General features: G+C 40.8%; 12 protein-coding genes and 1 pseudogene. 10 read left to right on the top strand and 3 right to left on the bottom strand.

Annotated elements, in window-relative coordinates:
* The first annotated feature begins 532 nt into the window (after positions 1-532).
* Positions 533-667: a YrzI family small protein gene (locus MHI58_RS12845; RefSeq protein WP_008342648.1), complete on the top strand. Its 135-nt coding sequence runs from the start codon at positions 533-535 to the stop codon at positions 665-667.
* Positions 668-832: 165 nt separating this feature from the next.
* Positions 833-988, top strand: coding sequence for a hypothetical protein (locus MHI58_RS12840; protein ID WP_223255651.1), 156 nt, complete (start codon positions 833-835; stop codon positions 986-988).
* A gap of 43 nt (positions 989-1,031) precedes the next feature.
* Here MHI58_RS12840 and MHI58_RS12835 read toward each other — a convergent pair.
* Positions 1,032-1,106: pseudogene (locus tag MHI58_RS12835) on the bottom strand (YjcZ family sporulation protein); the annotation flags it as partial.
* A 318-nt stretch (positions 1,107-1,424) separates the two neighbouring features.
* On the opposite strand from MHI58_RS12835, the gene MHI58_RS12830 reads away from it, so the two are divergent.
* Together MHI58_RS12830 and fdhA are read left to right on the top strand one after the other, a co-directional pair.
* Entirely contained in the window at positions 1,425-2,027 is a 603-nt protein-coding gene (locus MHI58_RS12830; protein WP_017367683.1) for a class I SAM-dependent methyltransferase, read from the top strand.
* A gap of 426 nt (positions 2,028-2,453) precedes the next feature.
* Entirely contained in the window at positions 2,454-3,668 is a 1,215-nt protein-coding gene (gene fdhA / locus MHI58_RS12825; RefSeq protein ID WP_017367682.1) for a formaldehyde dehydrogenase, glutathione-independent, read from the top strand.
* Positions 3,669-3,766: 98 nt separating this feature from the next.
* Here fdhA and MHI58_RS12820 read toward each other — a convergent pair whose 3' ends face one another.
* Positions 3,767-4,660, bottom strand: a complete 894-nt coding sequence (locus MHI58_RS12820; RefSeq protein WP_045034102.1) for a LysR family transcriptional regulator — start codon at positions 4,658-4,660, stop codon at positions 3,767-3,769.
* 130 nt (positions 4,661-4,790) lie between these two features.
* Here MHI58_RS12820 and MHI58_RS12815 point away from each other — a divergent pair, with 130 nt between their 5' ends.
* From MHI58_RS12815 to MHI58_RS12790, 6 genes are all read left to right on the top strand, one after another.
* Complete coding sequence (locus MHI58_RS12815; protein WP_045034101.1) at positions 4,791-6,233, top strand: sodium:alanine symporter family protein; 1,443 nt, start codon at positions 4,791-4,793, stop codon at positions 6,231-6,233.
* Positions 6,230-7,387, top strand: a complete 1,158-nt coding sequence (locus MHI58_RS12810; protein WP_045034100.1) for an iron-containing alcohol dehydrogenase — start codon at positions 6,230-6,232, stop codon at positions 7,385-7,387. The genes MHI58_RS12815 and MHI58_RS12810 overlap by 4 nt, the downstream gene beginning before the upstream one ends.
* A gap of 237 nt (positions 7,388-7,624) precedes the next feature.
* The gene (locus MHI58_RS12805) at positions 7,625-8,374 is read left to right on the top strand and encodes a glucose 1-dehydrogenase (protein WP_007501410.1); all 750 of its coding nucleotides are present in this window, start codon (positions 7,625-7,627) and stop codon (positions 8,372-8,374) included.
* A gap of 373 nt (positions 8,375-8,747) precedes the next feature.
* Positions 8,748-9,968, top strand: a complete 1,221-nt coding sequence (locus MHI58_RS12800) for an MFS transporter (protein ID WP_045034099.1) — start codon at positions 8,748-8,750, stop codon at positions 9,966-9,968.
* Positions 9,969-10,038: 70 nt separating this feature from the next.
* Positions 10,039-11,079 (top strand): 2,3-butanediol dehydrogenase, encoded by a 1,041-nt coding sequence (locus MHI58_RS12795; RefSeq protein WP_017358082.1) that lies wholly within the window; start codon positions 10,039-10,041, stop codon positions 11,077-11,079.
* 128 nt (positions 11,080-11,207) lie between these two features.
* Positions 11,208-12,038, top strand: coding sequence for a manganese catalase family protein (locus MHI58_RS12790; protein ID WP_007501404.1), 831 nt, complete (start codon positions 11,208-11,210; stop codon positions 12,036-12,038).
* Between the two features lie 35 nt (positions 12,039-12,073).
* Here the strand turns inward: MHI58_RS12790 and MHI58_RS12785 are convergent, their stop codons facing one another.
* Entirely contained in the window at positions 12,074-12,787 is a 714-nt protein-coding gene (locus tag MHI58_RS12785; RefSeq protein WP_008342619.1) for an amino acid ABC transporter permease, read from the bottom strand.
* Between the last annotated feature and the right edge of the window lies 1 nt (position 12,788).

Here is a 12,788-nt window from a genome sequence, read left to right as displayed (position 1 = left end):
TCGTCCTTCCTAGAATTCAAAGGTTTTCTATCACGCTGAAAAGAAGACAAAGGGCTAAAATCAAGTTCATTTTAGCCCTTTGTCAACAGTCTGAAGTTTCCTCATGTGTTGAGGAGACTTTTTTTAATTGCACTGGATAATCGGACAAGAATGTCTGTAGAAATTTAGTCAAACACACAAAAATCATCTAATTTACTAAAAACAGGTTTACAAAATGGTGCTTGCTGGATATACTTACAAAGTAATTAAAAACGTAAAGGAGGCTGAAGAATATGTTATTCGTATCTACTTGTGATCAATTCAACAACCAATTTCATCATGTCATCAGCCTGTGGAAGAGCTCGTGTCCTTCCTTTACCTTTTACGGTTCACGCTACAAAACTGTTTAAGTAAACGAGGATTTCACGTATCATCCATCGCAGGTTAGAAGACACTGTCTTTTGATCTGCATTTTTGTGTGCCCGCAGGTCAACTGATAAAGAAGATCTGCGGGCTATTTCGCGTGCTGCGAACTGAAGGGAGGTGAGCGTATATGACAATCCATTTATTTTTTATTACTTTGACGATCCAACGTAAATACAAGGACATTGAAACCGTTCTTTATGAACAACAAGTCGAAACATTTTATGAAGAAATGAAGCAGAAACAACTAAAGTACATGAACTAAAAAGGACAATAAAAACATGAAAAGGAGGAGATTGACATGTTTATGATGCTTGCAATGCTTGATTGTTATACAAGGGAGAAGGACCAGGTTTAGACACGCTCCACATTGATCACCTGCACATATGATAACCGTAAAAGGAGATTGTGAGGTGATCAATGAATGTCGATGTCACCATATATGAGGTTTCCGTCAGTGGGGCACGGGTATGCGTCTATTCCGCATTCTTTAAAGCACGGGTACGGCAATCCATACAGAATGCAAAGAGAGCAAGAAGAAATGCTCAGACGCTATATGTACAATTATCCAACTTATTGGTATTAAAGAAAAGGAGCAGGAAACGTTATCGTTTCCTGCTCCTTTTACATTAGCAAATCCAGCTTGCACCGATGATGATTAACAAAATGAACAGTACAACAAGCAATGCGAATCCGCCTGCAAAACCGCCACCGTAGCCACCGCAGTAGCCTCCAGAATAACCGCCAAAGCCCATAATCTAGCACCACCTTTATCTAATCAAGATACATTCATAAAATATGCAGCTCATGCGGAAAACGAAATCAATCTGAGCACAATTAATGAAAATGCCTATTTGTTTAAATATTTTTCATTACGTGCGAAACATTTTCAGAAAAGGTGCCGTCTAATAAAAGACAAAGAAATTAGGACTAGGTCTTAACTTTTGTTAGGCGAGAGCCGATATGAAAAGTAAGAAAATTCGTAAATAGTTTTATTTACTGGTGCAAAGCAGGTGTTGACATTGATTCAAAGCTGGATTGGAAAACAAATGAGGGAACCAAAGGGCTTGTTCTCAAAATGGGTTGCCCGCTATATGGAAAAAAATCATCATAATATCAATCAATGGACGATTCAACTCTTAAATATACAAGAAAACGACCGGATTTTAGAAATTGGTACTGGAAGAGGTATGACATTATCTAAAGTAGCGGAAAAACTTGACCGAGGAAAAGTATATGGAATCGATGCTTCGCGTCATATGGTAAAATACGCGAAAAGAAAACATAAGAGGCTTGTCGAGCAGGAAAAAGCCGTTATCACACTTGGAAAAGCTGAGCAATTACCTTTTGAAGACAGATCATTCAATAAATTATTCACAGTGCAGACCATCTATTACTTGCCAGATATCGAACAAGTCATGAAAGAGGTATATCGTGTTCTTCAAGTGGATGGAGAAGTATTCTTATCTTTTCAAAAGCAGGAACTGATGAAGGAACAAAAACGCTCACAGTCTCTTTCAACGTACAGTGAAGAAGACATCAGCTGTCTTTTTTCAGCGTATCACTTTAGAGACGTCTCTGTTTACCATTATGATACATACATCTGTATCAAAGCCTTAAAATGATGAAAATATTTCCCAGGTAATGAACAAGCACTCAAAAAAAGGCTCTTCGCCAGAAGGGCCTTTTTTGCATGTGGGAATTGATCATTCATCAATAAAAAAGACTCTTCACAAGAAGAGTCTTTTGCATTCATTTCATATGTAGGGGCCAGCCAGGTGTGTAAGGAATGATAGTATATATAAGGAATTTGTTTGTCGATTAAGGATACCTGTCTGGCTTATTCCTTATATCGACAATGTTCTGCAAATGTTTAGCTTTTTTTTTCAATATTTTCTTTTTTATTTGACTGGAAAATACATTTTTCTCTCCTAGATAGACATTTGTCACTTATTTTTTGAGTCAATGTGCGGTTAAAAGAAGGAAAAAGCCCGAGAAAGAGAGAATTTTGGAGAGACTTCATTTTTAAACAAAAAGGGAGGAATGAAAACATGTCGGGAAACAAAGGTGTCGTTTACAAAGGAGCAGGAAATGTAGCAGTTGAGGATATTGGATACCCTGATTTGGTTTTAAGGGATGGCCCTGGTGTACCTAAAGCCAATGTTGGACGTAAGTGTGAGCATGGCGTCATTTTAAAAGTGGTGACAACAAACATTTGCGGGAGCGACCAGCATATGGTAAGAGGGCGTACAACTGCGCCTGAAGGACTTGTCCTTGGTCATGAAATTACTGGTGAAGTCGTTGAAGTTGGACGAGATGTAGAGTTTATCCAAAAGGGTGATCTCGTATCAGTTCCATTTAATATTGCCTGTGGTCGCTGCGTCATGTGTAAAGAACAAAAAACCCATGTGTGTTTAAATGTGAACCCCGATCGACCTGGCTCAGCTTATGGATATGTAGATATGGGCGGATGGGTTGGCGGCCAATCGGAGTACGTCATGGTGCCATATGCTGATTTCCAGCTACTCAAATTTCCGGACAAAGATCAGGCGATGGAAAAAATACTTGATTTGACGATGCTTTCTGATATTTTCCCGACAGGTTTTCATGGTGCGTATTCGGCTGGCGTAAAACCAGGCTCTACTGTCTATATTGCTGGTGCAGGGCCAGTAGGTCTTGCAGCAGCGCATTCCGCTCAGCTCCTTGGCGCTTCTGCTGTCATCGTCGGCGATCTCAATGAACAAAGGCTCGAGCAGGCGAGAAGCTTTGGCTGCGAAACGATTAATTTACGAAAACATGATCGAATCGGTGAACAAATGACAAACATCCTTGGAGAGCCAGAAGTCGACTGTGCGGTCGATTGTGTCGGTTTTGAAGCTTCAGGTCATGGAGATCAAGGAGAAGCACCAGCCACCGTTTTAAATACAATTATGGATATTACCAAAGTTGGCGGTAAGCTTGGAATTCCAGGACTTTACGTCACAGAAGATCCAGGTGCTGTGGATGAAGATGCAAAAGTTGGATCTCTGAAAGTGCGAATTGGACTTGGCTGGGCCAAAGCCCATACCTTTGTGACAGGCCAAACCCCTGTCATGCAATATCACCGCAGCTTGATGAAATCTATTTTAAGCGGAAGGGCACAAATCGCCAAAGCCGTTAATGCGACCGTCATTTCCCTTGATCAAGCCCCTAAAGGATATAGCGATTTTGATTCGGGTGTGGCGAAGAAATTTGTGATTGACCCGCATGGCATGATTTCTAAATAATGATCCATCGAAAAAAACTTACAGGATTTTTCCTGTAAGTTTTTTTGCTTGTTACATATAAAAAGATGAATCTTTTCTACTATATTCCATGTCAATTGTTAGCCGTGCCTGAGTATATATTCCTCTGTTAAATCAACAAACGCCTTCAAAGCAGGAGACATCCATTTATTTTTATGCCAGAATAGTTGGATTTTCGTTGTGAGACAGGGCCCCATCCAATTGATTTTAATCATATGGCCTTCCGTTATTTCTCTTTTTATAGAAATTTCGGGAAGTACAGCAATTCCTAGACCAGCCATTACACATTTTTTTATGGCTTCTACATCTGCTAGTTCTAGTTTACTTCTCGGTTTTGCTCCTGCCTGTGTCAAAGAGTGTTCGAAGGCGTAACGATAATCGCAGTCTTCAGTTAACAACAATCTTTGCTCGTCTAAATCGATAGGATATACTTTTTGTTTTTTGCTCAATGGATTTGTTGGACAGCATACAATGGCCATCGGTTCATCTTTTAATTCTTTTACAATTAAATGTGAGGATACGACAGGATTCATCGATAATAGGGCGACATCAATTTGTCCTTCCAGTAATAGATTTAAAACATCCTTTTCAGCTATTCCGGGACGGAAAATCAGTTCTACTTTAGGATACGTTGTTTGAAAGTCCGTTAAAATATGAGGAAGTCGATAGGTACATTGTGTTTCAGATGCACATATTCTCAAAATGCCGCTTGGCTCACTCATCCCGCCAACAGCCTCTAATGCTTCTCCTGTTAAACCTAAAATCTTATCCGCATAATCTTGAAACTTTATGCCAGCTTCTGTTAAAACCACCCTTTTTCCAAGCCTTTCAAAAAGAGGGGTTCCTAGCTCTTCTTCTAATGCAGCGATATTTGCCGTGATACTAGATTGAGCATAGCCAAGTATTTGTGCTGTTTTTGTAAAGTTTAATACTTTTGATGCTGTTTGGAACATCATCAGTTGCTTTATTTCCAACGTCAATCCCTCCTAAATCGGATGAGCCGATTGATGCAATCAGAAAACTTCTATAGATAGATCATAACATTTTTACTATGATGAAAGTAGGCGCTTTCATTATTTAGAATGTTCAGATTTTATAGGGGGGATGGCTTTGTTTGAAACGATTGTCAATTCAATAAATGACTTTTTATGGACATATATTTTAGTCGTTATGTTAATAGGGATTGGAATCTACTTTACGGTGAGAATGAAGTTTATGCAAATTGTCTTACTAAAAGAGATCTTCCGTTCTATTTTTGAAAAAGCCCCAAAAATAAAAGGGAGTCAAGACATTTCTTCAATGCAAGCTTTCTTTATCGGAGCAGCGACGAGGATTGGAACTGGAAATATGGCAGGTGTTGCTATTGCCATCACAGTTGGTGGTCCTGGAGCTATTTTTTGGATGTGGTTTGCAGCAGTTTTAGGGGGAGCTTCTGCATTTGTCGAAAGCACACTCGCTCAAATATATAAAGTGAGAACAAGTGATGGTTTTAAAGGGGGGCCAGGCTATTATATACAAAAGCAATTTGGACTGAAATGGCCAAGTAGGATCTTTGCCTTTTCTGTTATTCTTAGTTTTGGCTTAATTTTTAATGCAGTACAAACGAACACCATCACAAATGCCTTTCGATATTCATTTGGTATCAGTCCAATTGGCATGGGGGTATTCGTAACCATTCTTACGGCTCTCATCATTTTTGGTGGTGTAAAGAGAATTGCCCGCTTTACCCAAATCATTGTGCCAATCATGTCCTCGTTTTATATTATCTTAGCACTTTATGTGATTGTGACAAATATCGCTGATGTACCCGCAGCATTAGCAAGTATTATGAAAAGTGCGTTTGGATTAGAGCAAATGGTTGGAGGCGGAATCGGCGCTGCAATAATGAACGGTGTCAAACGTGGTTTATTTTCCAATGAAGCAGGAATGGGAAGTGCGCCAAATGCGGCTGCTGCTGCCCATGTTTCACACCCAGTAAAACAAGGGTTTGTTCAATTATTAGGCGTATTTTTTGATACATTAGTTGTTTGTAGTTGTACAGCATTTATTATTATGCTATCAACAGTAGAAACAGCAGGTGATTTGTCAGGTATTGAAATTACTCAAGCTGCAATGGCGCAGCATTTCGGTTCTTGGGCTAGTATTTTCTTAGCATTTGCGATCTTTACTTTTGCATTTAGCTCCATTGTAGGTGGCTACTATTACGGTGAAGCCAATATCGGTTTTATTCATAACAGTGTAACCGCGCTATTCGTGTATCGCATCACTGTTTTAATGATGATTATGTTTGGTGCTCTCGCCAACTTACAAATCGTTTGGACGTTAGCGGACTTGTCGATGGCGATTATGGCCATTGTTAACTTGGTTGCCATTGCGATTTTAGGCAAATTTGCTTTTGCGGCTCTAAATGATTACATGGGACAAAGAAAGGTAGGAAAGAACCCTGTTTTTTACGCTTCTACCATTCCAGGTTTAAAAGGAATAGAATGGTGGGGAGTAGAAAAACAAGCGATTAAATCAACAAATGAAGGGGTAGAAAATCAATGATAAATTTTGAATATGATTGTCATACGAAAATGATCATGGGGACTGGAAAATCTAAAGAAATTGCCTCTATTGTAGAGGACATTGTATTGCCTAGTGCTACAATTATGATTGTGACTGACCCTGGTGTAAAAAGCGCAGGATTGGTGACGCCTATTGAAGCGTATTTGCAAGAAGCTGGTTATTCCGTTGTCGTCTTTGATCAAGTATCTCCAAACCCTAGAGATCATGAATGTCTAACGGGTGCAGAGCTCTTTAGAAAAGTACAAGCATCAGCGGTAATTGCGATTGGTGGAGGCAGCCCAATGGATACGGCAAAAGCCATTGCTTTATTAGGTCCAAATGGCGGTAATCCTGCAGAGTATATTGCAGGCAAGAAAGCGTACACAAATGTATCACCCTTAATTTGTATTCCCACCACGGCTGGAACTGGCTCTGAGGTGACCCGTTCATCTGTGATTACGTTAGCTGCTTCACATAAAAAAATCACCTTAAAACATGCCTTGCTTCGACCAACTATTGCGATTTTGGATCCTGCTCTTACTTCTACGGTGCCAAAAAGTATAACAGCGGCAACAGGTGTTGATGCACTGGTCCATGCGATTGAAGGCTATACATGTAAAGAAACAAACCCTATTTCTAAGGCGATGGGGGCAAGTGCAATGAAAACCATTGTGACCTATTTACCGAAGGCGTATGAAGACGGATCTGATTTAGAAGCAAGATACAAAATGCAGGAAGGCAGTTTACTCGCTGGCTTATGCTTCGGTTCCGCTGATGTAGCAGCTGTGCATTGTTTAGCCGAAGCGCTCGGTAGTCTTTATGATACACCTCATGGTATCGCGAATGCTGTGTTTTTACCTTATGTCATACAATTTAATGCAGCTGAAAACAAATCATTGCACATAGAGCTTGCAAACATTATGGGCTTTGCAGATAAAACGGATGCAGATGATGTGGCGATTCAAAAATTAATGGATGGTATGTATACATTCACAAAGAATTTAGGTATTCCATCACTAAAAGAATTATCTTATGTAAAAGTAGAAGATTTTGAAAAAATGGCTGAACTAGCAGAACAAAATAACTCTACAAAAAGCAATGTTCGTGCCGTTACGAAAGCGGACTACTTAGATATACTAAAAGCTGCTTTTTAATTATAGTCATACAGAAAAAGAGCCGAATAGAATGACTGAATGATAAACACAAACTTTCCCAGACTTTATACAAGAAGCAAACGACTATGTCGTCAATATGTAGAATTACAAATATACCACCCTCCTAATGTATGATTTAGGTGGTGGTTTTTCTATGTCCCATTTGACTAGGTATCGTGTATACATGAGTGGTATGATAGACGACAACATCTCATGAGAGAAAGGATAGGGTAAACGATGAATTTTCACAATAAAACAGTCGTTATCACTGGCGCAGCCAATGGAATTGGTGAGTCGATCGCTTATGGTTATGCGAAAGAAGGGGCGCGTGTTGTGCTTGCGGATATTGACGAAGAGAAGGGCAAGCGCTTGGAAGATCAGCTGAAAAAGGAGTCCTTTGAGGCTTTTTTTAAAAAAACGGATGTGAAACAAGAGAAGGATATTCAAGACATCATGTCGGCTGCTGTGGCTCGTTATCAAACGATCGATATTCTCATCAATAATGCAGGGGTTATGTGTACAAAATCGCCTTATGAGCTAACGGTTGATGAGTTTGATCATGTGCTGCATACAAACCTGCGAGGTGCTTTTTTATGTGCAAGGGAAGCGGCACGTTATATCAAAGAGAATCCAAACGGCGGTTCCATTGTGAATATATCATCTACCCGTGCGACCATGTCAGAGCCTCATACAGAAGCGTATGCTGCATCAAAAGGCGGGATATCAGCACTTACTCATGCGCTGGCTGCTTCTTTTAGTCAGGATCACATAACAGTAAACAGCATTTCCCCTGGGTGGATTGAAACGAAGGATGAGAAAAATTTGCGAGAAATTGACCATCAGCAGCACCTTTCCAATCGAGTAGGAACGCCAAAGGATATTGTCAAAGCTTGTTTTTATTTAACAGATGAAGACAATCAATTTGTGACAGGAACAGATTTGGTTGTTGATGGCGGCATGACTAGAAAAATGATTTATGCGGATTAACATGAAAAAACATTGACGCCTTGACGGAGGCGCAGTACAATATGTAACAATTCAGCTGAAGATCGTGATGAAAAAAAGATAAAGCGCAAATAGAGAAGAGTATGTAATGGCTGCCTCACACAGAGAACTCCGTGAAGCTGAGAAGGAGCTGGGAAGCTTTACAGAACCAAGCCTCTTAGCTCTGTACCGGATTCATTGTGATGGTGGTGCAGCGGCATTCTCCCGTTATAGAGAAGGGTTAGCGATAACCTGCTAAGGTTCATCTGGTAACAGGTGAATGAACTGAGGTGGCAACGCGGAGTCAATCCCGTCCTCAAGACAGAAATGTCTTGGGGGCGGGATTTTTTTTGATGACAAAAAGGAGGGCACTACGATGAAAAAACATTGGCGGGATATGAGCATGTTACTTGGAGCGATTGGTATTGCGAACATAGGAGAATGGATTTATATGATTGCTCTCCACCTGCTGATTTTTCAGGAAACGGGCTCCGTTCTTGCTGTAACAGCCGTCTATATGTTAAGACCTGTCTCGGCTCTTTTAACAAATAGCTGGTCTGGTAGTTTAATAGATAGACTGAATCAGCGGAATGTCATGATCAGTCTAGATCTATGCCGGGCCATTCTGATTGCTTGTTTACCCTTTGTCTTATTTTCTGGCCACTTATTGATCGTATATGTGATGCTATTTCTCATTCATATGGCACAAGCCATGTTTCATCCAGCTTCGATGGTGTATATGACAGCACTAATCCCGGCGGATAAACGAAAACGGTTTAATGCCATTCGATCTTTGCTTCAGTCTGGTGGATTTTTACTCGGACCCGCCGTAGCAGGGCTGCTTTTTCTCATTGGTACACCAGTCCTTTCAATTTATGTAAATGCAATCTGCCTTTTGATATCTGCTGTTTTGACGATGTGTTTACCGATCTTGTCAAAAGCAGACGGGGCACAAAAGGGCTTTTCTCTCTCGGTATTAAAGGAAGATGCAAAACTTGTCTTTCATTTCAGTCTCACATCCCGTCAAGTGATGGCCGTGTATTTATTATTTAGTGCCGCCATCACGGTGCTGCCGACTGCGATTGACTCACTTGAAGCAGCTTTTGCAAAGGAAGTGCTGATGTTGACCAATACCGAATATGGGTTTCTTGTCAGTGTAGCTGGGGCAGGGATTATCGCAGGGGCATGTCTCAATACGGTCATTGTCGAAAGGCTGCCTATTTCAGTGATGCTTGGTGCGGGGAGTTTGTTTGTGGCTTTTGGATACTTGATCTATGCTTTTTCAAGCACATTGACTGTCGCAGCAGCTGGCTTTTTTGTTCTCGCTTTCTTTTTAGCATTTGCAAACACCGGTTTTATGACTTTTTATCAAACGAATATCCCGGTAGAGGTTATGGGGAGAGTGGCAAGTTTTTATGCGTTATGTGAAGCAGTTCTGACGATGATGATGACAGGAATATGCGGCGCATTGGCGCATGTTTTATCGATACGTACTTCTGTCATAATTGGCTGCCTATGTATGCTTCTTATTTGTCTGTTGCTATGTTTTGTCATTTTTCGTCCATTGACTGTCAAAAAAATAGTGCATCTTACTTAGAAAATTAAAAAAATTATGTTATCATTATTTAAGTAAGTTAATTAAATTGATGAGAAAAGGAGTCTTACAAATGAAAGCACTACGCTGGCACGATCAAAAGGACATTCGACTAGAGGAAATTGACGAACCAACAGTTGCTCCAGGAAAAGTGAAACTGAAAGTAAAATGGTGCGGCATTTGTGGTAGTGATTTACATGAATATTTAGGCGGACCGATCTTCATTCCTGTGAATGAACCTCATCCACTTACAAAAGAAAAAGCACCCATTACACTGGGACACGAGTTCTCTGGTGAAGTTGTAGAAGTTGGAGAAGGCGTGAGCAATTACAAAGTAGGCGATCGAGTGGTTGTTGAACCTATTTTTGCAACTCACGGGCACCAAGGTGCTTACAACTTAGATGAAAACATGGGCTTCTTAGGACTTGCTGGTGGCGGTGGAGGATTCTCTGAATATGTATCTGTCGATGAAGAATTACTTCATTTGTTACCAGACGAAATTTCATATGAGCAAGGTGCACTTGTTGAACCTTCTGCAGTTGCTTTATATGCCGTTCGTTCTAGTAAAGTACAAGCTGGGGATACAGCAGCTGTGTTTGGCTGTGGACCAATTGGTTTACTTGTCATTGAAGCATTAAAAGCAGCTGGTGCTACTGACATTTATGCAGTGGAATTATCAAAAGAGCGCCAAGAAAAAGCAAAAGAACTTGGAGCGATCATTGTAGATCCTTCTCAGTATGAAGATGTTGTTCAAGAAATCGCACGCCGTACAAATGGTGGAGTCGATGTTTCTTTTGAAGTGACAGGTGTACCTGTTGTATTGAAGCAAGCAATCCAATCAACTAGAATTTCAGGTGAAACAGTCATTGTAAGCATTTGGGAAAAGGGCGCAGAAATTATGCCGAATGACATTGTCATTAAAGAACGTACAGTCAAAGGAATCATCGGCTACAGAGATGTTTTCCCATCTGTATTAAACTTAATGAGAAAAGGCTATTTCTCTGCAGATACACTCGTCACGAAGAAAATCAAGCTGGACGATGTGATCGAAGATGGCTTCCATGCATTAATCAATGAAAAAGATCAAGTGAAAATTTTAGTCAGTGCTGAATAAGTAGGACGATAAAGAGAATGGCAGATGCCGTTCTCTTTTTTTCATAAGAGCATGCGATTTTTCATAAAGAGGGGATCGGCTGAATAGTGATAAGTGCAAAGATGTTTGTAAATAAAGGAGATGACATCATGTTTTATCACATTAAAGAACTGCAATATGAAGCAAAGCCCTCTAAGCCGGACCCTCTTTATGCGAAAAAATTGCAAGAGGTGTTAGGCGGTCAATATGGAGAAATCAGCGTGATGATGCAATATTTATTTCAAGGGTTTAACTGCCGAGCGGATCAAAAATATAAAGACTTGCTCCATGACATTGGAACGGAGGAAATCGGTCATGTCGAAATGCTGGCAACGATGATTGCTCGATTACTTGATAATGCCCCAGTTAAAGAACAAGAAGAAGCGTATCAAAGTGATCCAGCACTTGCAGCCGTCATGGGCGGAATGAATCCTCAACATGCAATTGTTGCAGGCTTAGGGGCAATGGCAGCAGATAGTCAAGGGTATCCGTGGAATGCAAAATATATCATTGCAAGTGGAAATTTAATGGCTGACTTCCGGGCAAATTTGAACGCGGAGTCACAAGGCAGACTTCAGGTTACACGGCTTTATGAAATGACCGATGACCGCGGAGTGAAGGATATGCTCTCCTTTCTCATTGCTCGTGATACATATCATCAAAATATGTGGCTGGCTGCAATTAAGGAATTGGAAGAACGAGAAGGGGATGTCGTTGTTCCAACCACCTTCCCGCGCTCACTGGAAAAACAGCAAGTATCCTATGATTTGTTTAACTTCTCAAGAGGAGAAGAAAGCAAAGAAGGCAGATGGGCACATGGCCGAAGTATGGATGGAAAGGGAGAATTCAGATATATTTCTGCTCCTGTCGTGTTCGGCTCTGCGCCTAAACTCAAACCAGCACCGAAAGAACTATATAACACACCGAAAAAAGGAGAATAAAAAAGTCGATCAGGGTTTGTACCTGATCGGCTTTTTTAACGTCCAAGAGATTTTCCGTACACGCTGACTCGTTTCTCTAACAAAGCAAAAGCGAGTTCAAAGAAAATACTAAGCATCCAATAGATCAAAGCAGATACGAGATACGTTTCTAAAAACTTGTAGCCGTCATTTGCAATGATGCGAGAGATTCCCATGATTTCCAGTACACCAATTGTAAACGAAAGGGATGTGGCTTTTAACAGCTGAATGAGCTGATTCCCTAGGTTTGGCAGGGCAACCACAAACGCTTGCGGTAAAATAATGCGAATCATCGCCTGTCTGGTGGTCATGCCAACGATTTTCGCCGCTTCAAGCTGCCCTCTGTCTACCGCAAGGAGTGCGCTGCGGACCACTTCTGTTAAATGTGCGGCTGAATGCAGGCTGAAGGTGATAAGGGCAACGGTAAGCGGGGAGACCATATCCGGGTGAAAGGTCAACCCAAAAGTGCTATTCATTTTGGTCAGAACAAATGGAATGCCATAAAAGAAAGCAAACAACTGAACAATGAGAGGTGTTCCTCTAAAAAATGAGACATAGAGCGTGACCAGCTGGCGGAGCACAGGGATACGAAAGAGGCGAATGAAAGCAAAAACAGATCCAATCAAAAGGCTCACAGCCATAGAAACAAGTGCAATCAATAAGGTAAAGGGAACGCCTTTTAGAATATGTGGTATTTGGTCAATCGCAAATGATATATCAATGGTTTGCATC

This window comes from Bacillus sp. FSL K6-2869, assembly GCF_040869405.1.
Lineage (GTDB): Bacteria > Bacillota > Bacilli > Bacillales > Bacillaceae > Bacillus > Bacillus altitudinis.
Note: the sequence above shows the minus strand (reverse complement) of the source record. Positions and strands in the feature narration are given on the sequence as shown.

Coding starts and splice junctions, on each gene's coding strand:
- MHI58_RS12845 (WP_008342648.1), top strand. CDS start 533: ATGACAATCCATTTATTTTTTATTACTTTGACGATCCAACGTAAATAC.
- MHI58_RS12840 (WP_223255651.1), top strand. CDS start 833: ATGTCACCATATATGAGGTTTCCGTCAGTGGGGCACGGGTATGCGTCT.
- fdhA (WP_017367682.1), top strand. CDS start 2,454: ATGTCGGGAAACAAAGGTGTCGTTTACAAAGGAGCAGGAAATGTAGCA.
- MHI58_RS12815 (WP_045034101.1), top strand. CDS start 4,791: ATGGCTTTGTTTGAAACGATTGTCAATTCAATAAATGACTTTTTATGG.
- MHI58_RS12810 (WP_045034100.1), top strand. CDS start 6,230: ATGATAAATTTTGAATATGATTGTCATACGAAAATGATCATGGGGACT.
- MHI58_RS12805 (WP_007501410.1), top strand. CDS start 7,625: ATGAATTTTCACAATAAAACAGTCGTTATCACTGGCGCAGCCAATGGA.
- MHI58_RS12800 (WP_045034099.1), top strand. CDS start 8,748: ATGAAAAAACATTGGCGGGATATGAGCATGTTACTTGGAGCGATTGGT.
- MHI58_RS12795 (WP_017358082.1), top strand. CDS start 10,039: ATGAAAGCACTACGCTGGCACGATCAAAAGGACATTCGACTAGAGGAA.
- MHI58_RS12790 (WP_007501404.1), top strand. CDS start 11,208: ATGTTTTATCACATTAAAGAACTGCAATATGAAGCAAAGCCCTCTAAG.
- MHI58_RS12785 (WP_008342619.1), bottom strand. CDS start 12,787: ATGCAAACCATTGATATATCATTTGCGATTGACCAAATACCACATATT.